Origin of the sequence: Dinoroseobacter shibae DFL 12 = DSM 16493 (genome assembly GCF_000018145.1) — a bacterium.
GTDB classification, from domain to species: Bacteria; Pseudomonadota; Alphaproteobacteria; order Rhodobacterales; family Rhodobacteraceae; genus Dinoroseobacter; species Dinoroseobacter shibae.
Genome location: NC_009952.1, coordinates 881,996 through 903,321, shown reverse-complemented (window position 1 = coordinate 903,321; position 21,326 = coordinate 881,996). Strand labels below are relative to the sequence as shown.

General features: G+C 65.3%; 18 protein-coding genes and 2 pseudogenes. 8 read left to right on the top strand and 12 right to left on the bottom strand.

Annotated features, from left to right (window positions below; genetic code table 11):
• Nucleotides 1–7: 7 nt before the first annotated feature.
• Entirely contained in the window at nt 8–1,198 is a 1,191-nt protein-coding gene (bhcA, locus tag DSHI_RS04535; protein WP_012177563.1) for an L-aspartate--glyoxylate aminotransferase BhcA, read from the bottom strand.
• 199 nt (nt 1,199–1,397) lie between these two features.
• On the opposite strand from bhcA, the gene bhcR reads away from it, so the two are divergent.
• Complete coding sequence (bhcR, locus tag DSHI_RS04530) at nt 1,398–2,240, top strand: HTH-type transcriptional regulator BhcR (protein WP_012177562.1); 843 nt, start codon at nt 1,398–1,400, stop codon at nt 2,238–2,240.
• A gap of 3 nt (nt 2,241–2,243) precedes the next feature.
• Here bhcR and DSHI_RS04525 read toward each other — a convergent pair whose 3' ends face one another.
• Complete coding sequence (locus tag DSHI_RS04525) at nt 2,244–3,212, bottom strand: ABC transporter ATP-binding protein (RefSeq protein WP_012177561.1); 969 nt, start codon at nt 3,210–3,212, stop codon at nt 2,244–2,246.
• The gene (locus DSHI_RS04520; RefSeq protein WP_012177560.1) at nt 3,209–4,291 is read right to left on the bottom strand and encodes an ABC transporter ATP-binding protein; all 1,083 of its coding nucleotides are present in this window, start codon (nt 4,289–4,291) and stop codon (nt 3,209–3,211) included. The genes DSHI_RS04525 and DSHI_RS04520 overlap by 4 nt, the downstream gene beginning before the upstream one ends.
• A gap of 219 nt (nt 4,292–4,510) precedes the next feature.
• Between DSHI_RS04520 and DSHI_RS04515 the strand changes: the two genes are divergently transcribed.
• Nucleotides 4,511–4,702, top strand: coding sequence for a hypothetical protein (locus tag DSHI_RS04515; RefSeq protein ID WP_012177559.1), 192 nt, complete (start codon nt 4,511–4,513; stop codon nt 4,700–4,702).
• Between the two features lie 4 nt (nt 4,703–4,706).
• On the opposite strand, the gene DSHI_RS04510 is transcribed toward DSHI_RS04515, so the two are convergent.
• Together DSHI_RS04510 and DSHI_RS04505 are read right to left on the bottom strand one after the other, a co-directional pair.
• Complete coding sequence (locus tag DSHI_RS04510; RefSeq protein WP_012177558.1) at nt 4,707–5,675, bottom strand: ABC transporter permease; 969 nt, start codon at nt 5,673–5,675, stop codon at nt 4,707–4,709.
• Nucleotide 5,676: 1 nt separating this feature from the next.
• Complete coding sequence (locus tag DSHI_RS04505) at nt 5,677–6,663, bottom strand: ABC transporter permease (protein ID WP_012177557.1); 987 nt, start codon at nt 6,661–6,663, stop codon at nt 5,677–5,679.
• Between the two features lie 146 nt (nt 6,664–6,809).
• Between DSHI_RS04505 and DSHI_RS04500 the strand changes: the two genes are divergently transcribed.
• The 3 genes from DSHI_RS04500 to DSHI_RS22225 all read left to right on the top strand — a co-directional run bounded on the left by DSHI_RS04500 (nt 6,810) and on the right by DSHI_RS22225 (nt 9,249).
• Entirely contained in the window at nt 6,810–7,658 is an 849-nt protein-coding gene (locus DSHI_RS04500; RefSeq protein WP_012177556.1) for a 2-keto-4-pentenoate hydratase, read from the top strand.
• A 70-nt stretch (nt 7,659–7,728) separates the two neighbouring features.
• Complete coding sequence (locus tag DSHI_RS04495) at nt 7,729–8,133, top strand: DUF4870 family protein (protein ID WP_012177555.1); 405 nt, start codon at nt 7,729–7,731, stop codon at nt 8,131–8,133.
• A 357-nt stretch (nt 8,134–8,490) separates the two neighbouring features.
• The gene (locus DSHI_RS22225; protein ID WP_157865255.1) at nt 8,491–9,249 is read left to right on the top strand and encodes a hypothetical protein; all 759 of its coding nucleotides are present in this window, start codon (nt 8,491–8,493) and stop codon (nt 9,247–9,249) included.
• Nucleotides 9,250–9,636: 387 nt separating this feature from the next.
• On the opposite strand, the pseudogene DSHI_RS04485 reads toward DSHI_RS22225, so the two are convergent.
• The 5 genes and pseudogenes from DSHI_RS04485 to DSHI_RS04460 all read right to left on the bottom strand — a co-directional run.
• Nucleotides 9,637–11,025: pseudogene (locus DSHI_RS04485) on the bottom strand (ABC transporter substrate-binding protein); the annotation flags it as partial.
• A 20-nt stretch (nt 11,026–11,045) separates the two neighbouring features.
• Nucleotides 11,046–12,157 (bottom strand): IS3-like element ISDsh2 family transposase gene (locus DSHI_RS04480; protein WP_076611556.1). Its coding sequence is split into 2 segments (ribosomal slippage): nt 11,046–11,902 and nt 11,902–12,157, totalling 1,113 coding nucleotides; the frame shifts between segments, so codons are not numbered across the junction.
• A gap of 66 nt (nt 12,158–12,223) precedes the next feature.
• Nucleotides 12,224–12,409, bottom strand: a pseudogene (locus DSHI_RS04470) (ABC transporter substrate-binding protein); the annotation flags it as partial.
• Between the two features lie 100 nt (nt 12,410–12,509).
• A complete protein-coding gene (locus tag DSHI_RS04465; protein ID WP_012177551.1) occupies nt 12,510–13,181 on the bottom strand; it encodes a VPLPA-CTERM sorting domain-containing protein in 672 nt (223 codons plus the stop codon).
• A gap of 170 nt (nt 13,182–13,351) precedes the next feature.
• Nucleotides 13,352–14,935, bottom strand: coding sequence for an ABC transporter substrate-binding protein (locus DSHI_RS04460; protein ID WP_012177550.1), 1,584 nt, complete (start codon nt 14,933–14,935; stop codon nt 13,352–13,354).
• A gap of 696 nt (nt 14,936–15,631) precedes the next feature.
• On the opposite strand from DSHI_RS04460, the gene DSHI_RS04455 reads away from it, so the two are divergent.
• Genes DSHI_RS04455 through DSHI_RS04445 form a run of 3 tightly spaced genes read left to right on the top strand, consistent with a single transcriptional unit; the run spans nt 15,632 to nt 19,691 of the window.
• Nucleotides 15,632–17,401 (top strand): transcriptional regulator, encoded by a 1,770-nt coding sequence (locus DSHI_RS04455; protein ID WP_157865252.1) that lies wholly within the window; start codon nt 15,632–15,634, stop codon nt 17,399–17,401.
• An 11-nt stretch (nt 17,402–17,412) separates the two neighbouring features.
• The gene (locus tag DSHI_RS04450; protein WP_012177547.1) at nt 17,413–18,303 is read left to right on the top strand and encodes a phosphatase PAP2 family protein; all 891 of its coding nucleotides are present in this window, start codon (nt 17,413–17,415) and stop codon (nt 18,301–18,303) included.
• An 11-nt stretch (nt 18,304–18,314) separates the two neighbouring features.
• Nucleotides 18,315–19,691 (top strand): S8/S53 family peptidase, encoded by a 1,377-nt coding sequence (locus DSHI_RS04445; RefSeq protein ID WP_012177546.1) that lies wholly within the window; start codon nt 18,315–18,317, stop codon nt 19,689–19,691.
• A gap of 6 nt (nt 19,692–19,697) precedes the next feature.
• Here DSHI_RS04445 and DSHI_RS04440 read toward each other — a convergent pair whose 3' ends face one another.
• Nucleotides 19,698–20,570 (bottom strand): amidohydrolase family protein, encoded by an 873-nt coding sequence (locus DSHI_RS04440; protein WP_012177545.1) that lies wholly within the window; start codon nt 20,568–20,570, stop codon nt 19,698–19,700.
• Nucleotides 20,567–21,262, bottom strand: a complete 696-nt coding sequence (locus DSHI_RS04435; RefSeq protein WP_012177544.1) for an alpha/beta fold hydrolase — start codon at nt 21,260–21,262, stop codon at nt 20,567–20,569. The genes DSHI_RS04440 and DSHI_RS04435 overlap by 4 nt, the downstream gene beginning before the upstream one ends.
• Nucleotides 21,263–21,326: the final 64 nt, after the last annotated feature.

Sequence of the window (21,326 nt, the reverse complement as noted above, 5' to 3'; positions counted from 1 at the left end):
CGGATCCTCACGCTGCTTTGGCGAGGCTTGCGCCCGCCGTTGTCCGGTAGAATTGCTGCGCCGCGGCCACGCCGGAGCCCAGCTCGATGGGGTAGTCGAGATCGGCCATGGCCATCTCGATGGTCGCAAGACCCGACAGCATGGTCACATCCGTCAACGCGCCCAGATGCCCGATGCGGAAGGCCCTCCCGTTCATCTCCCCCAGGCCCACGCCGAAGGAGATGTCATAGGCATCATAGGCATGCTGGGTCAGCGCGTTGCTGTCGAACCCCTTGGGCACATAGATGGCGCTGACCGTGTCGGAGTAAAGATCCGCGCTCTCGGCACACAGGCGCAGGCCCCAGGCATCGACCGCGCGGCGCACGCCCTCGGCCAGCCGGAAGTGGCGCGCATAGACATTTTCCAGCCCCTCTTCGAACAGCATCTTGAGGCTTTCCTGCAGCCCGAACATCAACTGGATCGGCGGGGTGTAGGGATAGCCGCCCGCGCCATTGGCCGCCAGCATGTCGTCGAAGCTGAAGAAGGTGCGCGGCAGTTTCGCGGTCTTGCGATGCTCCAGCGCCTTCTGGCTGACGGCGACGATGCACATCCCGGTGAACAGCATGAATCCCTTCTGAGAGCCGGTGATCGCGACATCCACGCCCCAGCCGTCGAAATCGAAGGGCATCGAGGCCAGCGAGGACACGCAGTCCACCATCAGCATCGCCGGGTGATCGGCACTGTCCATGCCGCGCCGCACCGCCCCGATGTCGGACCGCACGCCGGTCGCGGTTTCGTTATGGGTGACGAGGACGGCCTTGATCTCGTGACCCTTGTCGGCCTTCAGCCGCTCGGCGAACAGGTCGGCGGGCGCGCCGCTGCCCCAGGCGCATTCGATGATCTCGACATTCAGGCCATGGCGCTGGCACAGGTCGATCCAGCGGTGGCTGAACATGCCGTAGCGGGCGATCAGAACCGTGTCGCCGGGCGACAGGGTGTTGCTGACGGCGGCTTCCCAGCCGCCCGTGCCGCTGGCCGGGAAGGTGATGATCGCGGCGTCCTTGGTGTTGAAGACCTTGCGCACGCCGTCGAACAGTTCGGGCAGCATCGCGCCGAACGCCGGGGAGCGATGGTCCCGCGTCTGCATGTCCATCACGCGCCGCAGGCGGTCGGGAACGTTGGTCGGGCCGGGGATGAAAATCGGGTTCTGATCGAACATGGTGCAGTCCTCCTGAGGCCTCTTCGTACCCGTTTCGGAATCATTTTTCAATTTTTTCGGAAAAGTTTTTCAAGACTGGCAAAATGTCTCCATGCCATTGTTTAAAAATGATTTTTTGATTTCCAAATCCTTTATGAAGTTTTGGATTGAAAATATTTCCCAAAAACCAATACTCTAAAGTACAGTCATCGGAGGCCGCATGAAAGACCAGACCCCTTCTCCGCGCCGAAGCCGCGGGCGCCCCAAGAATGCCTTTTCCGACGGGCAATCCAGCACGATCCAGGCCCTGGACCGCGGTTTGTCGGTCCTGAGTGCCCTGGCCCGGGACGGGGGCGGGACGCTGTCGGACGTGTCCATGCGCCTCGGGATGCCCGCCTCCACCGCGCACCGGGTGCTCGCGACCCTGGAAAAGCACGGCTATGTCGACATGGACGAGGCGAGCCAGACCTGGCGCGTGGGGTTGGAGGCGTTCCGGGTCGGCACCAGTTTCATGCAGCGGACCAACCTTCTGGAAGTGGGCCGCGCCTCCATGCGCACCTTGATGGAGCAGACCGGCGAGACCGCCAATCTCGGCATTCTCGACAATGACCACGTGGTCTTCATCGGCCAGGTGGAGACCCACAACCCGATCCGGGCCTTCCACCGGCCGGGCTCCAGCGGGCCGATGCATGCGTCTGGAATCGGCAAGGCGCTGCTGGCGGCGATGCCGCAGGGTGCGGTGGAAAACCTGTTTCGGCGCACTGGGTTGCAGCAATTCTCGCCCAAGACCCTGACCGACCCGGAGGCGTTGCTGAGCGACCTGCGGATCACCCGCAAGCGGGGCTGGTCCTTCGATAACGAGGAACGCTACGAGGGCATGTGCTGCGTGGCGGCGGTGATCTATGACAGCTTCCGGGAGCCGATCGCCGGGATCTCGGTTTCCGGCCCTTCGGCGCGCTTCGCCCCCGGGGCCCTGCCCGCCCTCGGGGCGGCGGTGCAGACCGCCGCGCGGGACGTCACCGCCCAGATCGGCGGGGAGATGCCGCAGATCGCCGCCGAATAGGCGCTACGCCTCGGCCAGGTGACAGGCGACCCGCGCGCCGCCCAGGGGACGCAACTCCGGCCGCTCGGCGCTGCAGCGGGCCACGGCAATCGGGCAGCGGGGGTGGAAGGCGCAGCCCGTGGGCGGGTTGATCGGGTCCGGGATCTCGCCCTTGGGCGGCTCCACCTCGCGCCCGAACCCGTCCATTTTCGGCGCCGCCGCCAACAGCATCTGCGTGTAGGGATGGCGCGGATTTTCGAACAGGGTGTCGGGATCCGCCTCTTCCACCAGCCGGCCGAGATAGAGCACCCCGATCCGGTCGGCCACATGCTGCACCACGGTCAAGTCATGGGAAATAAAGAGATAAGTCAGCCCGAATTCATCCTTGAGATCGGACATCAGGTTCAGCACCTGCGCCTGCACCGAGACGTCCAGCGCCGAGGTCGGCTCATCACAGACAATCAGCTTCGGCTCCGACGCCAGCGCCCGCGCGATGCAGATGCGTTGGCGTTGGCCGCCGGAGAATTCGTGGGGGAACTTGCCGGCGTCTTCGGCGGCCAGACCGACCTGTTCGAGCAGGCGTTCCGCAAGCCCCTTCACATCGCCGCCCCGGGCCGAGACCGGTTCGTTGATGATGTCGCGGACGCGCCAGCGGGGATTGAGGCTGGCGAACGGGTCCTGGAAGATCATCTGGATGTCCGCGCGCACCAGGTCGAGCTTGGCCGGGTCGGTCTCTCGCGCGAGATCGGTGCCGCCGATTTTCACTGATCCTTCAGAGGGTTGCAGCAACCCGACCACCATCTTGCCGATGGTGGACTTGCCCGATCCGCTCTCGCCCACCAGGGCGTAGACGGTGCGTTCCTCGACATCGAAACTGACATCCGACACGGCGGTCAGGATCGCCTTGGGCAGCCGTTCGAGCACCCGGTTGAGCCAGGGTTTGGAGACGTCGAAGCGGCGGCTCAGGCCCTTGACGGAAACCAGGATGCTCATGCCCCGCCCCCCGTAAAACCGGCGTCGGCCCCGGGTCGGGCCCCTGTCGGACTTGTGTCGGGCAAGTGTCGGGCACCACCGTGCGGTGGTGTTGCGTCACCGCCGATGCCCTCGGTCCCGTCCATCGGGAACCAGCAGGCCGCGGCCCCGTCGGCGTCGATCACCGGACCCGGGTCATGGCGGCACTTGTCCTGCGCCCGGGGGCAGCGCGGGCTGAAGGCGCAGCCCGGGGGCAGCCGCCCGAGGCGTGGCATGGAGCCGGGGATCTGATGCAGCCGCTTGAGCCCCTTCGATGCCAGCGGCGTGGAGCCCATCAGCCCGAAGGTGTAGGGATGGCGCGGGGCGGTGAGCACCTCGCGCACCGGGCCAAGCTCGGCCAGGCGGCCCGCATACATCACCGCGACGCGGTCGGCGGCCTCGGCGATCACGCCCATGTCGTGGGTGATGAGCATCACGGCGGTCCCGCGTTCGCGGCAGAGCCGTTTCAGCAGCGCGATGATCTGGGCCTGCACCGAGACGTCGAGGGCGGTGGTCGGCTCGTCCGCGATCACGAGGGACGGCTCGGCACAGAGCGCGAGCGCGATCACCACCCGCTGGCGCATCCCGCCGGAAAACTCGTGCGGGTAGCTGTTCACCCGCTGTCGCGCGGCTGGGATGCCGACCTCCTCGAGGGCGGCGACCGCCCTCTCCTCGGCCTCCGCCCGGGAGATCGGAAGATGCGCGAGCATGGTCTCGGTCAGCTGGTCGCCGATCCGCAGGAGCGGATTGAGCGAGGTCAGCGGGTCCTGGAAGACCATGCCGATATCCTTGCCGCGCACCCGGCGCATCTGCTCGGGGGTGAGCCTGTCGATCCGCTTGCCGTTGAGCCAGACCTCGCCGGAGGAGATATGGGCCGGCGGGGTCAGCAGCCCGATCACCGCGTTCCCGGCCATGGACTTGCCCGCGCCGCTCTCGCCCACCACGCCCAGGATCTCGCCGGGCGCGATGTCGTAGGACACCTTGTCCACGGGCCGCAGCACCGCGTAGCGCGTGGGGATGTCCACGGTCAGGTTGCGGATCGACAGGACGGGTTGGGTCATCGGGCCCCTCGGGTCTGAAAGCGTTCGAATTGCCCGGCCCACGGGCAAAGCGGTGAAGGATTGGGCAGGGTGGCGGGTACGGGCGTTGCGCCCTGCGGCAAATGCCGCGCCGCAGCATCGCGCGGGACGCAACAGGGGCGCGGGCGTGGCATAGTGCCGGACAGCCGCCGGGTTGGAGGACGGGTGCGGTTTCGCAAACGCACCAAAGGAGTGTTTCCCATGTGTCTGTCTGCCCAAGCTCTCGCGCTGTTCCTGAATGTCATCGGCCTCGACATGGTCACCACGGACCCCGGCCGCGTCATCGTCGCCGCCGAGGCAGGCGAGGTGCACTGGGTGCTCACCGCCGGGGACGTGTGGTGCACCATGGCGCCGCAGCTCGACCGGCTGGCGCGCTTCTCGCCGCTGGACTGAGGGGTCATCGCAGCCTCGGGTTCAGGGCGTCGCGGAGCCAGTCGCCCAGCAGGTTCACGCTGAGCGCGAGCACCAGCAGGGTGACCGCCGGGAAGAACAGGATCCACCACTCGCCCGAGAAGAGGAACCCCTGTCCGATGCGGATCAGGGTGCCCAAGCTGGGCTGCGTGGGCGGGGCGCCGACGCCGAGGAAGCTGAGCGTCGCCTCGGCGATGATCGCGAGCGCCAAGGAGATCGTGGCGATCACCAGCACCGGCGACAGCACGTTGGGCAGGATATGGCGCAGCATGATCGCGCCGGAGCCGCGCCCGATCAGGCGGGCGGCCTGCACGTATTCCTTGTTCTTCTCGACCAGGGTCGCGCCGCGCACCACGCGGGCGAACTGCACCCAGTCCGAGAGACCAATGGCGAGGATCAGCACCCAGATCGCCATCTGGTCGCGGTATTCGACCGGGGTGATCCCCTTGGCGATGCCGAAGATCAGCATGGCCACCAGGATCGCCGGGAAGGTCAGCTGCACATCGGCCACGCGCATGATGATCGTCTCCACCCAGCCGCCCACATAGCCCGCGATCAGGCCCAGGGTCACGCCGAGGGTCATGGCGAAGAGCACCGCCGCGAAGCCCACGAAGAGCGAGATCCGCATCCCGTAGAGGATGGTCGAGAACACGTCCCGGCCCTGGTCGTCCGTGCCGAGCCAAAAGGTGTCGCCGGTGAACGCGTTGGGGGTCATCGGCGCGGAAAACCCGTTCATCAGGTTAAGGGACGCCGGGTTGAACGGGTCGTAAGGCGCGATGAGCGGCGCGAAGAGCGCCGCCAGCACCAGCAGCACCACCACCGAGAAGGAGACCAGCGCCACGGGGGAGCGGCGGAATTTCCAGGCGAAGTCCGACTGCCAGGCGACCGAGAAGCGTGACGGTTCCTTGACCGCGACGGGCGTGTCGGGGGGAAGGTCGGGGGTCGTGTCGGTCATGTCAGTGCCCTCCTGCCGCGCTGCGATCGACGCGCAGGCGGGGGTCGATGGCGAAATAGAGCAGGTCCACCACCAGGTTGATGCCCACGAACATCACCGAGATCAGCATCAGGTAGGCGGCCATGACGGGGATGTCGACGAACTGGATCGCGTTGATGAAGAGAAGCCCCACGCCGGGCCATTGGAACACGGTCTCGGTGATGATGGCGAAGGCGATGATCGAGCCGAGCTGCAGGCCGGTGACGGTGATCACCGGGACCAGGGTGTTCTTCAGGGCGTGGCGGAAGTTCACGGCCTTTTCGGTCAGCCCGCGGGCGCGGGCGAAGCGGATGTAGTCCTGCCTCAGCACTTCGAGCATCTCGGAGCGCACGAGCCGCATGATCAGGGTCATCTGGTAGAGGCCCAGGGTAATCGCGGGCAATATCAGTGCCTTGAGGCCGGAGGCGGTGAGGAACCCGGTGGTCCACCCGCCGAGGTCCACGACCTCGCCGCGGCCGAAACTCGGCAGCCAGTTCAGCTCCACCGCGAAGACGTAGATCAGCAGGATGCCGATCAGGAAGGTGGGTAGCGACACCCCGATGAGCGAGATCGACATGATGGCACTCGCGGCGAACCCGTCGCGGCGGATGGCGGTGAAGATCCCCAGCACGATGCCGAAGAAGATCGCGAGCACGCCCGAGACCAGCGCCAGTTCCAGCGTCGCCGGGGCCCGTTCGAGCAGGATCTCGGCCACGGGGCGCGATTGGCGGTAGGAGATGCCCAGGTCGCCCTGGAAGGCGCGGCTGAGGAAGTCCCAGTATTGCACGAGGAACGGGTCGTCGAGGCCGAGCTGGGCGCGCAGCCGTTCGATATCCTCGATGGTGCGTTCCTGGCCGAGCAGTCCGTCGATCGGGTCGCCCACGAAGCGGAACATGGAAAACGCGACCAGCCCGACCACGAGCAGAACGATGATCGACTGCACCACGCGGCGAATGATGAATGCGAGCATGTGCCCTCCCCGGTGTGGGGTCTGTTGTCCCGCGCCTGTCCGGTGCGGTCAAGGGGGCCGTGGCGTGAGGTGCGCTGGCGAAATTCGTTGCCTGCTGCCGTGTGCGGGGGCAAGCTGTGCGCGAAGGCAGTCAGGGGAGGATTTTCATGATGCGCGGATGGATATGGGCGGCGGTGGCGGGGCTGATGCTGCCGGGGGTGGCGCAGGCGGGGTGCGCCACGGACGCGGAGGTTGCGGCCTTCGTGGAGGATTACCTGGCCAAGACGCCCACCAAAGCGCTGAGCCCGGAGGCGACGCTGGAGGAGGCGCGCTGCACGCAGGCCAAGGTGGTCGCGGCCCTCGAGCCGCATCTGGGCCCGGTGGTGGGCTACAAGGCGGGGCTGACCAGCGACGCGGCGATGGCGGCCTTCGGGGTGAGCGAGCCGGTAGCCGGGGTGCTGTACCGCGACATGTTCCTGGAGGATGGCGCGACGGTGGCCCAGCCCCATGGCGCGCGGCCGCTCTTCGAGGCGGACCTGGTGTTCGTGGTGGGCAGTGCCGCGATCAACGACGCCGAGACCGGCGCGGACGTGATGGATGCCATCGCCTCGATCCACGCCTTCATCGAGCTGCCAGACCTGATGTACGGCCCCGACGAGCCGCTCAACGGCGCGTCGATCACCGCGGGGGGTGTGGGCGCGCGGGCGGGTGTGCTAGGCCCGGCGATCCCGTTCGAAGACAGCGGCGCGATGATAGACCTTTTGGCCGAAATGCAGGTGCGGGTCACCGATGCGGAGGGCACGGTGCTGTCCGAGGCGCCCGGGGCGGCGGTGCTCGGCAACCCGCTGCGATCCGTGGTCTGGCTGCGCAGCACGGGCATCACCTTCAAGCCAGGCGACATGATCTCGGTCGGCTCCATCGGCCCGCTGATGCCGCCGGCAAAGGCCAAGGGACGCGCGACGGTGGAATACCTCGGGCTGCCCGGGACACCGACGCTGACGGTGAATTTCGAGTAAGCGCGCGGCCCCCGGCCCGGACCCCGGCACCGGGGGCCGCGTTGTCACGGCAAGCACCCCAGGAGGCCCCATGACCGACCCGACCACAACGCCACCCCCGCGCCCCCGCCAAACCGGCACGCGCCCCCCCGCCCCCGGCCCCAGCGACCCGATGCTGGCCGTGAAGATCGTCTACGGGCTTTATGCGGTCGGGTATTTCGTCGGGATCACGAGCCTTGCCGGACTGATCTATGCCTATATCACCCGGGGCTCGGACCCGTTGGCCGACAGCCATTTCACGTTTCAGATCCGCACCTTCTGGATCGGGTTGGGGATCGGGCTGGTGGCGCTGGCCTCCATGGTGATCGGGATCGGATTTCTGATCTGGATCTTCCTGCTCGTCTGGGGCCTGACCCGGGTGATCTCGGGGTTCGTGCTGGCCAACGACGGTCGACCGATCACGGGCTCGAAATATGCGGGCGTGCTGGCGGTGTGACGCGCGGGGGGGCGGGGCGTCAGTCTGTGTTCTTGGGGCTGGCCCCTGGCGTGCTGCTGCGCACCATGAGGGGCGGCTGTGAGCCCTTCGTGGCCGGTGCTGCAATTGGTTCGACCGACCAGCGGAATGAACAGGCACCTTTCGCTGAGTGAAGGCTCAAGGTTTGCCAAGCAGACAGGGCCTGTTGTCAGGATTGGTGCCTCAAGCTCTAGAAACTCAACACGATTGCAGGTCCCAAACACTTCATACCGCCGAAGAATGAAGTTGCATATATCGCCCCGCCCGGTAATCTTGTACAGCGCCGATTCTAATTTTTGAATTGACTTTATCAAAGCCTATTGGGACAGGAGCCTCGCTATGTCTTTACCACGCTTTTTTGGACTAACCATTATCAGAGCATTAGCTCTTGTGACGGCATCTGCCACAATGTCCATCGCTGAGAGTGACCCGGCTTTCTTCATTGAACGTGGGGAAGGACAGTCGCGAAACCTTCCGCTAGAGGCTGTATACGAACAACTTAGTGCGGTTGAAACGCTTCAGCAGACAGATGAAAGCATCTTGTTCGATCCAGTTCAGTCTGGCTTCGATATGGACGAATGCATACGACAGAGGGAATCCACTTACCGACTTCTTGGTGATCGGCTTGCCTTGGAGAACGGGTTCGCACAGCAGATGTGCGCAACCGACAGAAGACGCGCGAGCAAGCCGCGCGATGTAACGCCATGTTTCAATCCGTTCACACCGGTGAATGGATCGGGTGTTGTTCAAAGAATGACAAAGGCGACGAGAAAGACCTCGGCATTCTTTCACTCTATGGGAGTGCCCACAGACCAGGCATTTGATTTCTTTGAGTTTCAGTTGGGATCCTACACTGATTTGGTTGCCGCGCGTTACCTGAATGAAATCGGCGAACTGCCCGCATCATTGGAAAACATCGAATTTGATGGTCGCGGCAACATTATCGATGATGAATTTGGTCAGATACGTGCCGCTCTCCGGTATCTGACAGTTGGCATTCCGAATTATATGGTGATTGTGGTCGGACTAGAAGGCTTTGGCGACGAAGACATGCGGAGTATTCGAAGAATCTGCTCGCCGGATGAGCTTGGGCAGTAAAAACTGGTAAGTGGGGTGATCGCAGGCTTGCGTCAGCAAAAGCCGAAATACCGTGACTTTACAGCTCGGCTTCCAGACGCTGGGGCGGTTGGCGCAGCTCTAATTGCGATCACAGTCATTTCACGTGATCCGGCATAATGTATCGGCGCACTCATTGCGCCCGAATCCGGTTCTTAACGTCGGTATATGCAAAAAATGATACGAAATACGGCACCTGACGCTCTGTTTTCATATCTGCCGTTCGCGCCGCTTGGATCGCACAGGGCGAATTGTTGGATAATTCGCCATCCGTGCGGCCGGGTCTCGGGGACCGGGGCATGCACCAGCGTTGCGGCGTGTTGACCCCTGTGATCGGCGGCGCAGCCGAAGGGTGCGCCGCCGGGGGGCTCAGTTCATCGTCACCCAGCGCAGGATGAAGAAATTGTCCGGGCGCTGGGTCAGGCTGACCGTGTCGCGCGCGCCCCAGACCAGCGGCTGGACGTAGAGGGGGACGTAGGCGGTCTCGGCTTGCAGGATGCCGGTGACCTCGTCGAGCATGGCCTGGCGCTTGGCATCGTCGATCTCGGACTGGATCATCGGGAGCAGTTCGTCGACGCGGGCGTTCGAGTAGCCGCCGAAGTTCCAAGAGCCCAACCGTGCCTCCGGGTTGGGGGTGGCGGCAAGGAAGCGGATCGGGTGTTCGGCGTCGAACGTCCCCGGCGACCAGCCCAGCAGGTACATGTCGAAATCCTCCGCCCGCAGCCGGTCCCAGTAGCCGCGCACGGGCATGGCTTCGAGTTGGGCGTCGAGGCCGACCTGGGCGAGCATGGCGGTGACCGCCTGGCACACGGCCTCGTCATTCAGGTACCGGTCATTGGGGCATTTCAGCCCGAAGGAGAAGCCGTCCGGGTAGCCCGCCTCGGCCAGCAGGGCGCGGGCGGCGTCCGGGTCGTAGGCGGGTCGGTCGGCGAGGCCCGCGGAGAAGCCGCGCATGGCCGGGGAGACCAGCTGGCTCGCCGGTTCGGCATTGCCGCGCATGATGGTTTGCAGGATGGCGGGGACGTTAACGGCCTGGGCCACAGCCCGGCGGACGCGGGGGTCGGCGAAAGGGTTGCCCGGCTCGTCGGAGGCCGAGTATTTCAGCGCCTCGGCGGCGTGCGGGAAGCCCAGCATGATGACCCGCGCCTCGATGCCCTGGATCACCTGCACCCCGTCCTGGCCCGCAAGCCGGGCGGCGTCCTGGATGGGCACCGGGTTGATCATGTCGATATCGCCCGACAGCAGGGCCGCCACGGCGGTGGCCGGGTTCTGGATCGGGGTGAACTCGGCTCGGGTGATGTTGTGCTCGGGCGTGTCCCACCAGCCGTCGAAGGGCTCCAGCACGGTGCGCAGGCCCGGCTCCCGCGCGGTGACGCGGAAGGCGCCGGTGCCGTTGGTGTTGAGCGTGGCGTGGTTGCCGGCCTCCTTGTCGGGGCGGGTGGCGTCGTTGGCCGCGGCCCAGCCGCTGTCCATGATCATCCAGTTGGCGATGCTGTCGGGGAAGATCGGGTTGGGGGCGGTGGTCAGGATCTCGACCGTGTAGTCGTCGATCACGCGCAGCTCGGAGACGGGGGCGAACCAGCTGCTTGTGTCGGAGGCCTCGGAGGAGGCGCGTTCATAGGAGAAGAGGACGTCCTCGGCGGTGAAGGCGGAGCCGTCGTGGAAGGTCACGCCCTCGCGCAGGGTGAAGCGCCAGCCCGCGCCGTCGCCGATCGGCTGCCAGGAGGTGGCGAGCGCGGGTTCGATGGTCATTGACCTGCTCCCCTTTGAGTCCGCGTTTATAGGTTAGCTCTGTTCAGGGTTTGGTCCTCTCTTGACCGTTGGTGATACTCCCGCGGGGTGAGCCCGTCGAGACTCGAGTGCGGGCGGTGGTGGTTGTAGTCGTCGCGCCATGCCGCAATCATGCGGCAGGCATGGCGCAGTGACGGGAACAGGTGTTCGTTCAGGCATTCCTCTCGCATCCTCCCGTTGAAGCTTTCGACGAGGCCATTCTGCATGGGCTTTCCGGGCGCGATGTAGTGCCAGTCGACTTTACGGTCTTCCTGCCATTTCAGCATCGCGTTGCTTGTCAGTTCGGTTCCATTGTCGCTGACCACAAGGCAGGGGTACCCACGCAGCTCGGCGATCCGATCCAACTCGCGGGCGACACGTGCGCCGCTGATGGATGTATCGACCACAGCGGCCAGACATTCCCGGCTAAAGTCATCAATCACGTTTAGCACCCTGAACCGACGCCCGTCTTCCAGCGCATCCGACATGAAGTCGAGGGACCACCTCTGGTTTGGCCCCTGCGGGATCGCCATGGGCGTCCTGGTGCCCACTGCGCGCTTGCGTCCGCCCCGTTTACGAACGGTTAACCCTTCGTCGCGGTAGAGCCGGTACAGTTTCTTCCAGTTTACCTCCCAGCCCTCACGCTTCAGCAGCATGTGCAGGCGGCGATAACCGAACCGACGCCGCTCGGACGCCAGTTCTTTCATCCTCACCCGCAGTTCCGTGTCGGCAAGGCGCTTCGACCGACGCCGATACACACGCGGATCGATCCCCGCCAGCGCGCACGCCCGGCGCTGATTGTAGCCTTTTGTCTTCATGGCCCAGTCCACGGCATTCCTCCTTGAACCGGGCCTCAGAAGTTTTTTCCAAGCATTTCCTTAAGCGTCGCAACATCCATCATCTGCTCAGCCAGCATCTTCTTCAGTTTGGCGTTCTCAGATTCCAGCGTCTTCAAACGTCGCGCATCTGACACTTCCATGCCACCATACTTGGATCGCCACTTGTAGAAGGTCGCGTCACTGATCCCGTACTTGCGACACAACTCCTTCGCGCCCAACCCAGCCTGGTGCTCCTTAAGAATGCCAATGATCTGTTCTTCACTGAAACGGCTTCTCTTCATCGTCTGTCTCCTCACTTAGAGAACAGGCTAACCAAAATTTGAGGACATTTCAGGGGAGCAGGTCATCATGTCCTTGCCGCGGCGGACGAGGCCTTCGTAGACGTTGTTGAGAAACCCCAGGACCGGGGCGGAGTTGACCGCGTGGGGGTCCATGGTCTGCGGGTCGGTGGTGGAGGCCCAGCGGAATTCGTTGGCCGCCGCAGGCAGGGCGACCAGCAGCCCGAGGGCCGCCGGGCTCAGCAGTCGTATCATGGTGTGTCCTTCGTCGTGAGTGCAGCAACCGGCGCAGCATGCCGCCGAAATGCGGCAGGGTCACCGGCAAAGCGGCTGGCTCACGGGGGTGTGAAGGCGGTCAGGCGACGGGCTGGTTTTTCCGACGGCGCAGCAAGGCGAAGAGACCAAAGCCGGAAATCAGCATCAAACCGGATGCGGGAAGTGGCACTGCCGAGGGCGCAGGAATGCTGGGGCCGGAAACCTGGCGGATGGAAGTCGATGCGATCACCCGGGTTGTGTAGTTGCCGTCGAGGTATTCGAGGGTCTCGCTTGCCTTGTCGCCCCTGGCATACCCGGTCTGCACTGTAAGATCGCCGCTGACGTTAAGAAATTGGTGGTTGAAGTTCATTTCGCGGGTCGCCATGTCGAAAAATCCACCCACGCTATAATAGCTGACACTGTCGCGGCCGAACGCGACTGGGCTTCTGGACCCGTCCGCATGCTGGAAAGTGACGCTGTAGTAATCCAGCTCCGGCTCAAGGTATCGGCGCGCATCGATCCTTCCGTTTCCATCGAGATCGGCACCTTTGATCGTGTAGATGATCTTGCCGACCTCGGATGTGAAAACATCCAGAGATCCGACGGGAATATCCGTATAATAGAGTTCGCTGAGATAGTCGTAATTGCCGGTATAGCGATATTCGTAAGTCCCGATCGCCTCGAAAGTATAGGTTTGGAACTCGACTGGTGCCGCCTGTACGATTTGTGCAGATGCGAAGAGACAAAAAATAGCCGCAAACTGTTTGTGCATATCTACTATGCCTTCCTCGTTAACACTTCTTTAATGATTTCTAGCACGTACAGGCACGATTCGTCCTTGTGCAATTTGCGGTTTGGTAAACTTGACGCACTGCGCGTCGATCGGAAACTGCAAAGGGCGGCGCCGGAGCACCGCCCTTTTCCCCGAACAGATCGAATGGATCAGTTCATCTCGAAGAACTTGAACTTCGGGTCGTCCTCCGGCGAGACGTTGGGGTAGCCGACGGCGGAGGTGTTGCCCCAGTTCAGCACTTGGTGGTGGATCGGCAGGTAGAGTTGTTCGTCCTGCACCACCTGCCAGATCTCGGCGATGGTCTGGTTGCGGACCGCCAGATCGGTCTCGGAGGCCAGGCTGACGATCTTGGCGTCCACCTCGGCGTTCGAGAAGCCGGTGTTGTTCCAGGAGCCCCGGTCACCCTCGCGGGTGTGCACCAGGAAGTTGAAGACATACTCGCTGTCATAGGTCGGAACACCCCAGCCCAGCATGTAGAAGTTGGTCTCGCCGTTCTGGATCAGCGGGAAGTGCTGTGCCTTGGGCTTGGCGTCGAGGTTCACGGTCACGCCGATCTGGCCGAGCATCCCCACGACCGCCTGGCAGATCGCCTCGTCGTTGATGTAGCGGTCATTGGGGCAGTCGAGCTGGATCGAGAAGCCGTCGCCATAGCCTGCTTCCTCCATCAGCGCCTTGGCGGCGTCGATATCGGTCATGGCGGCCCCGTCCATCTCGGCGGTCCAGCCGTTGACGAAGGGCGGCGCGATCATGCCGGCAGGCGCGGACTGGCCACGCATCACCACCTGTTTGATGGCGTCGCGGTTGATCGCCATGTTCATTGCCTTGCGCACGCGCGCATCGGCCAGCGGGTTGGCGCCTTCGACATTGTCGCTGTCGAGATCGTCGGCCCCGGAGTTCATGCCGAGGAAGATCACCCGGTTCTGGGCGGCGGTCTGCACCTCCAGCCCGTCGGTCCCGGCCACGCGTTCGAGATCCTGCACGGGCACGTCCTGGATGAAGTCCACCTCGCCCGACAGAAGGGCCGCCACCCGTGTCGCGGCGTTCTGGATCGGGGTATAGATGATCTCGGTGACCTGCAGCGGGAAGTCATCCGCGCCCCAGTAGTCTGGGTTGATCGTCAGCACGGTGCGCACATCCGGCTCGCGGCTGGTGAGCACGTAGGGGCCGGTGCCCATGGCGTTGGTCGCGGCGAAGGTGGTCTCGCCATTGGCGATGTCCTGCACCCGGGTGACGCCATTGGCCTCGGTCCAGCCCTTGTCCATGATGAACAGGTTGGTGAAGTTGTTGGGCAGGATCGGGTTCGGTCCTTCGGTCACGAACTCCACCGTCATGTCGTCGACCGCGCGCACCTCGGAGATCGAGGTCAGCAGCTCTTTCATGGCGGAGGTTTCGGATTTCGCCCGCTCGAAGGAGAACACCACGTCCTCGGCGGTGAAGGCCGAGCCGTCATGGAAGGTCACGCCCTCGCGCAGCTTGAAGACCCAGACACTGGGATCATCGGGCTTGGGGGCCCATTCGGTGGCCAGTGCACCCTGGAACTGGCCGAAATGATCGCGGATGATCAGCGGCTCGTAGATCTGGTGGGCGAGCGTATGGGTGGGCCCTTCGTTCTGGGCATGGGGATCGAGGGTCAGGCTGTCGCCCGCCCGCGCCCAGCGCAGGGTTTCGGCGCTGGCGAGGATCGGCGTCAGAACGAGCGCCGATGTGGCCAGCAGGAGGGTGGTTTTTTGCATGGTGATGTATCTCCCAGTTGAGTTTCGGCGGAGGGACGCGAGGCCGCCCCCACCGCGCTGCCTGGGACCGTCTGTTGCGGACCGGCTTGGCAGGCACCGCAGAAAAGAATGACCGCCCGGCACAGGAACGCAAGGGCGAATTGCCCCCGCCCCAACGTCAACCGCGCCTCTGGGCCGGCATTTCGACGGATCGCGGGCTGGATGCGCCGACGGGCGCCGTGGTTCTGGTTCAGGCGGCCTCGGGCACGGCGCTCCGAGCCGGGAAGGTGCGGGTCCGGTCCCGGGGCGGTGGGCCTGCTGGGCCCTCGGGGGCCTGCCGCCCCCTGCCGCAAGGCCTTGGAAACAAAGGTTAACGGCGCCGGCCCCATCCCAGGATCACGCCACGCGACAGGGTGTTAGGAATCACTAACAGTTTCCTAACGGTAGATGACGCAAGGTCAGAGGGCATCTGGACAGGATGCGGTAGCGCACTCGAAAGAAGGCTTCAAACCTTTGAACACAAGCAATTTTTCAGTAGCTTATCATTTCAATCAAGGGCACTGTTCCCGCCCGACACGTTTGAAGAACCAAACTCTGGAGCTCGACTTCGATGCGTCCAAATCCTGTCCAGGTGCACCCTTCCCGGTGGAAGCAGAGCGGTCGGTGCATCCCCAAACCCAGCCCTCCGCTCTGTTCAAGCCCGAGCAGGGGTCCGTAATGAGTACTGGTCCCGAGCAGGGCACGACCCAGCTGGTCAAGCTTTATGTACTTGGCCCGCTGGGTCTCTTTTCTGCCGGGGACCGAAATCTGACACCGCGGGGCAAGAAGGCCCAGGGTCTGCTGGCGCTTCTGGCGCTGGCTCCGCGGGGGCAGCGTACCCGGGTCTGGTTGCGCGACAAGCTGTGGAGTACGAGTGACGAACAGAAATCTGCATCCTCCCTGCGGCAGACGGTGTTCGAGTTGCGCAAGGACCTGGGCGCGCTGGCCGATGAGATCCTCGACATCAACCGGATGTCGATCGGCCTGCGGCTCGACCGGGTCTGGATCGACCATGCCACGGTGATGGGAGATCCCGCGCAGCTGCACGAGCTGGAGATCACCGAGGACACCGAACTGCTCGAAGGGATCGACGTGGTCGACGAGGAGTTCGAGGACTGGCTCCAGATGGAGCGGCAGATCTGGTACGACAAGGCGACAGACCTGCTGGAGGCGCATCCGCGCCCCGCCCCGGCGGCCCGGCCGACCCCGGCGCAGACCCGCGGGCTGCTGGTGCCTGCGCGCAGCACCGAGGATCTGAGCGAGACGCAGGCGCCGCAGACCTGCTCCATCGGGTTTCTGCCCAACATCCAGCAGGGCTGCGACGGGGCGACCCAGCACCTGGCCGATTACGTGCTGGAAGGGGTGGCGCGGAACCTGCGGGAGTTCGAGCCGGTGGCGGTGTTCGATTTCCGCGATCCGGGCGTCCATTCGGACCGGTTCACCAATGCATTCGAGACCGAGTATTATACCCGCGTGCGGACCTTGCAGGTGCGCGACAGCCTGACCCTGACGTTTTTCCTTTATCGGTCCAGCCGGATGGCGCTGGAATGGTCCCAGTCGATCCAGACCTCCGCGGACGAGATCGTGCAGAATTCCATGCTGCTGGAGGGGTTCATCGCGCAGAATGTCGACCGGATGGCCAAGTCGATGTTCGAGGACCGGTTGCGGATGCTGGACAACCGCGAGGACTGGCCGCCGAAGGTCGGGTATTCGGCGCTGAACCTGATGTTCAAGCTGGACGAGAACGCGCTGAGCAACTCGGAATCCATGCTGCTGCGCGGGGCCGAGAGCGAAGAGGACAGCCCGATCTACCCGGCCCTGCGCGCCTATCTGACGACCTTCAAGCTGGGCGAGAACATGGGGGTTTTGAACCGCGGCGAGCTGGAGGATGCGCGCGCCAACGCCGAGGCCGCCCTGGGGCAGAACCCGTTCAACTCGATCTCGCTGGCCTGTATCGCCCATGTGATGGGCTATGTGTTTCACGAGCATGACATGGCCGGCGGGCTGCTGGAGCAGGCGCTGAACCTGAACGCGTCGCAACCTTTCGTGTGGGATCACTACGCGCTGCACAAGCTTTATTCCGGGGAGTTCGAGGCGGCCTACCGCGCCGCCGAGCGGGGCGCGGCCCTGGGTGCCTTCAGCCCGATCAGCTACAGCTACGACACCACGCTGGCGATGGCCGCAACCATGGCGGGCGATCATCGGCGCGCGATCATGGCCGGGCAGCGGGCCCTGCGCAAACAGCCGCGCTTTGCCGCCGCGATGCGGTATCTGTTGCTGAACTACGCAAAGCTCGGGCGCGAGGCGGAGGCCCAGGAGATGTTCACGCGGCTGACCGCCGTGGACCCGGATTTCGGCGACCCGGAGGTGCAGAAGGAGCGCTTCCGCTTTGCCCAGAAACAGGACGAGACCAACGTTCTGAGCATCATAAAAAGACTGACATCGTGAGGGGATGACCCATGGAAGACCGGCCGGAGGACGACGATATTCTTCAAAGCCACAAGTTCGAAGTGACCGCCGTGGGGCTGAAGCTGTCGGGGATGGACGACGCCCAGGGCGATGGGCCGGTGGGCGCGGCGGGCGGGGGCGGCGTGGCCTCGGGTGGGGTGCTGGTGGCCCTGAACCGCAACCGGAACCGAAATCGCAACCGGAACCGCAATCGCAACAGGAACCGGAACCGCAATCGCAGCCATGACGACGGGGCGGCCAATGCGGGCATGCAGGAGCCCTGGCAGGAGCGCGAGGCGCTCCACAAGTGTCTCGACGAGTGGATCGACCTGCCGGTTCCCCTGCCCCCGAGCCCCGAGCAGCTGCGCGCCGAGGCGATCGACCTGCTGGAAAAGCAGGTTCTGCTGCACCGGCCCGAGGGCGCCCAGCGGCGCGAGGAGATCCTGCGCGAGGCGTCCTTCGAGCTGTCGGGCTATCTGCGCCCCCTGGAGGGCGAGGGCGTCGGCGGGCTCGATGCCACGGTGGGGCTGTTCAAGGTGGTGCTGGCGCTGACCGACGAGATCGGGCTGCGCTACAAGCGGCGGTTCAACACGCCCCGGCCGAACCAGGTGGAGCCGCGGCTGCGCCCGTTCATCCCCTATCCGGGCCATGAGAGCCAGCCGTCGAACCATTCGTTCCAGTCCTTCGCGCTGGCCTTCGTGTTCTCGCGCATGTTGCCGGAGCATCCGGCGAGCTCGGAGCTGTTCCGCTCGGCCCGCCGGATCGCGGAGAACCGCGAATGGGCCGGGGTGCATTATGCCTCCGACACCGAATGCGGCTACCAGTTGGCGCGGATGGTGACGCCGGTGCTGGAAAAGGTGTTGAAAAAGCAGATGCTCGCGGCGGCATCGGAATGGATGTGAGGGGCGGCGAGATGACAACAGGACGCGAAGATTACCCCGATTACGACGCGCTGTGGCACCTGGTGTCGATGGGCGTGCGCACCCCCGATCACAAGCCGAACGGCTGGGCCTACAGGCGCAAGGACAAGCGCCGCACCCGGGTGGCGATCATCGACACCTCGGTGGCGGTAAAGCATCCCAACCTCGTCCCGGCGATCAACAAGGACCTGGCGCTCGATCTCTTCACCGCGCCGCTGGGTTGTTTTGCCTACCGCGCGCCGGACGCCAAGCTGGGCGATCTGGGCCTGTGCACCGACACCCATGTGGCCGAGGGCCTGCCCGGGATCACCGAGATCCTGACGCGGCTGATCGACCGCACCTCCCATGGCAGCCGGGCCTGGCCGGAGCGGTTGCAGCCCTGCGTGGGCGAGGAATTTTCCAACCACGGCACGGCCATCGCCGGGCTGGTGGGCGCGCGCCCGGCCCGGGTGAAGGCGGTGCGGCCCGTGGAGGACGAGGGCGACGCGGAGATCCCGCTGCCCTATGTCGGGGTCGATCCCCATTGCGAGATCGTGCCGATTTCGACCAATTTCGATCCGGACCCGGAGGTCCTGATCGTGGCATTCCTCTATGCGGACCTGATCGACGCGGATGTGGTGCTGTTGCCGCGCAACATCCCCGACCCCGCGCGCACGGTGCCGGAGATCGCGGGCCGCGAGATCGGCGGCGTGTCCCTGGCCGAGGCCACGGCCCCGGCGGCCACCACTCCCGAGGAGGCGCGGCTTTGGGCGGAGTTGGCGGAGCTGATCGTCAATGTCTCGCTCAAGCGGCCGGTGGTCTGTGCCGCGGGCAATGCGGGGGAGGAGAACGGGATCTATCCCGCGAACCTCGCCTCGGACCATAACGGGATCATCTCGGTGGGGGCGATGAACGCCAAGGGGTATCTGGCGGGGTTCTCGGCGTCGCAGAACATCACCGTAATGGGGCCCTCGGGCGATGCGGAGGTGTTCGACCGCACCCAGGTCCGGTTGGACACGCGGCGGCACGATTACGACCCCATCGGCGTGCCGGAGCCGAACGAGAACCACAAGTATTCCCATTACGACGTGATCTCGACCGATGTGCCGGGCATCCACGGTTATTCCGACAGCCCCTATGCCTCCCGCGAGCCGGAGCAGGGGTTGCGCGAATTCGGCTCCTACTTCTGCAGCTTCGGGGGCACCTCGGCGGCCTCGGCCCTGGTGGCGGGGTATCTCAGCCTGGGCTTCAGCGCCGGTGCGCTGGGGGCGCGCAGCGACGGGCTGGAGGCCAAGAGCTGGCTCTTGCGCCATTGCGCCATGGTGGCCGATGGGGACGAGAGCTATGCCTATCCGGCCTGGGGCGGGACCTGCAGTTTCCCCGACAGGTAAGCGGCCTCAGAACCCGTAGAGCGCCGCCGGTGTGTCCACCAGGATGCGGCGGCGGGCGTCCTCGGACGGGACCGCGTCGAAGAACGCGTTGAGCAGGGCGCCCGCGTCGGGCGGCTGGGCCTCGGCAAGCATCAGGTGGGGCCAGTCGCTGCCCCAGAGGCAGCGGTCGGGATTGGCCGCGACCAGCGCCGCGATCGCCTCGGCGGCCCGGTCGTAGGGCGCGTCGCAGAGCCGGTAGGGCGCCGAGAGCTTCACATGGGCCGCCCCGTCGGCCACCAGCGCGCGCAGGGCGGCAAAGCCGGGCTCGTCGGGACCGGCGGCCAGGTCGGGCCAGCCGATATGGTCGAAGACCACGGGCACCGGCAGGGTGCGGACATCCGCGGCCAACTCGGCCATGTGGCGGTGGGCGTTCATCAGCATCTGCACATGCATCCCGTGGGCGGCCAGGCGCGGTGCCATTTCACGCACGCCTGCCCAGCTGAGGATGCCGCCATGGACGTAGTTCAGCCGAACGCCCACCACCCCCGCCTGCGCCAGGGCGGCAAGTTCCGCATCGGAGGCCCCGTCGCGCACCAGCCCGATGCCCCGGGCGCGGTCCCCGAGGGCGGCGACGGCGGCGGTGGTCACCCGGTTGTCGCCGCCATGGAGGATGGAATGGACGATGACGACGCGGGCCATGCCCAGCGCGTCCAGGTGGGTTTCGAGCCGCGCGGTCCATTGGGCGAGCGTGCCGGGGGCCGGATCCTCCACCCGCCCATCCCAGAGCGGCATGTCGTCGGCGACCATGTGGACATGGGCGTCGCAGGCCCCTTCGGGCACCGGGGCCCTGGGCGGTGTGGGGTGCGCTGTGGGCGGGGCGGCTTGCGGCAGGCGTGTCATGGGGCGGGCTCCGGCGCGAGAAAGGCATGGATCAGGTCATAGAACGGGCCCGGCGCGTCCTTGTGCAGCATGTGCCCGCCCTCCAGCATCCGGTGGGTGGCATGGGGGAGCCGGCGGGCGAGGTCGAGGGATTGCGGGTGGGTGCGCGGGTTGCCCCGCCCGGTCACGATCAGTGTCGGGCAGCGCACCCGGTCGACCAGGTCGCGCCCGTCGAAGCCATGGGCGGCCTGCATCGCGTCGTTGAGCCCGCCCGGGTCCATCACGCTCATCTCCGTCAGGTAGGCCTGTTTGGCCGCGCCCTTCTCACCCATGGCGGCGAGCTTGGCGGTGCCGCGCGGGCCGAGCTTGGCGGTGAGCCAGCTGGCGAATTTGGCGCCCTTCCGGTCGATCCAGCGGGCCTGCATGGTGTAGGCGCTCTCGGCGAAGACGAGGCGGGTGACGCGGTCGGGCATGGTGGCGGCCAGGTGCAGGGCGATCATGCCGCCCAGGGAATGACCGACCAGGGCGAAACGGGCCGGGAGCGCGGGCGCAAGGGCCGCGGCGTAGCCCGCGATGGTGGGCGTGGCGACGCGCGGGCGGCCGTTATGGCCCGGCAGGTCGAGGCAGAGCCCCTGCGCCTTGCCGTCCCAGGTCTGCGAGGAAAGCCCGGCGCCGTGAAGCCAGACCGCGGGGGCGGAGGGGGAAGCTGTCATGCCCGCCACGCTGCCGTGCGCCGGGCCGAAGATCAATCCACTTCGCCGCGGGGCAAGCCGCTTG

What these genes read in the sequence shown, in the direction of transcription:
- DSHI_RS04515 (WP_012177559.1), top strand. Translation starts at nt 4,511, where the DNA reads ATGTGTCTGTCTGCCCAAGCTCTCGCGCTGTTCCTGAATGTCATCGGC.
- bhcA (WP_012177563.1), bottom strand. Translation starts at nt 1,198, where the DNA reads ATGTTCGATCAGAACCCGATTTTCATCCCCGGCCCGACCAACGTTCCC.
- DSHI_RS04445 (WP_012177546.1), top strand. Translation starts at nt 18,315, where the DNA reads ATGACAACAGGACGCGAAGATTACCCCGATTACGACGCGCTGTGGCAC.
- DSHI_RS04435 (WP_012177544.1), bottom strand. Translation starts at nt 21,262, where the DNA reads ATGACAGCTTCCCCCTCCGCCCCCGCGGTCTGGCTTCACGGCGCCGGG.
- DSHI_RS04510 (WP_012177558.1), bottom strand. Translation starts at nt 5,675, where the DNA reads ATGACCGACACGACCCCCGACCTTCCCCCCGACACGCCCGTCGCGGTC.
- DSHI_RS22225 (WP_157865255.1), top strand. Translation starts at nt 8,491, where the DNA reads ATGTCTTTACCACGCTTTTTTGGACTAACCATTATCAGAGCATTAGCT.
- DSHI_RS04495 (WP_012177555.1), top strand. Translation starts at nt 7,729, where the DNA reads ATGACCGACCCGACCACAACGCCACCCCCGCGCCCCCGCCAAACCGGC.
- DSHI_RS04465 (WP_012177551.1), bottom strand. Translation starts at nt 13,181, where the DNA reads ATGCACAAACAGTTTGCGGCTATTTTTTGTCTCTTCGCATCTGCACAA.
- DSHI_RS04460 (WP_012177550.1), bottom strand. Translation starts at nt 14,935, where the DNA reads ATGCAAAAAACCACCCTCCTGCTGGCCACATCGGCGCTCGTTCTGACG.
- DSHI_RS04450 (WP_012177547.1), top strand. Translation starts at nt 17,413, where the DNA reads ATGGAAGACCGGCCGGAGGACGACGATATTCTTCAAAGCCACAAGTTC.
- DSHI_RS04455 (WP_157865252.1), top strand. Translation starts at nt 15,632, where the DNA reads ATGAGTACTGGTCCCGAGCAGGGCACGACCCAGCTGGTCAAGCTTTAT.
- DSHI_RS04525 (WP_012177561.1), bottom strand. Translation starts at nt 3,212, where the DNA reads ATGAGCATCCTGGTTTCCGTCAAGGGCCTGAGCCGCCGCTTCGACGTC.
- DSHI_RS04505 (WP_012177557.1), bottom strand. Translation starts at nt 6,663, where the DNA reads ATGCTCGCATTCATCATTCGCCGCGTGGTGCAGTCGATCATCGTTCTG.
- DSHI_RS04520 (WP_012177560.1), bottom strand. Translation starts at nt 4,291, where the DNA reads ATGACCCAACCCGTCCTGTCGATCCGCAACCTGACCGTGGACATCCCC.
- DSHI_RS04440 (WP_012177545.1), bottom strand. Translation starts at nt 20,570, where the DNA reads ATGACACGCCTGCCGCAAGCCGCCCCGCCCACAGCGCACCCCACACCG.
- DSHI_RS04500 (WP_012177556.1), top strand. Translation starts at nt 6,810, where the DNA reads ATGATGCGCGGATGGATATGGGCGGCGGTGGCGGGGCTGATGCTGCCG.
- bhcR (WP_012177562.1), top strand. Translation starts at nt 1,398, where the DNA reads ATGAAAGACCAGACCCCTTCTCCGCGCCGAAGCCGCGGGCGCCCCAAG.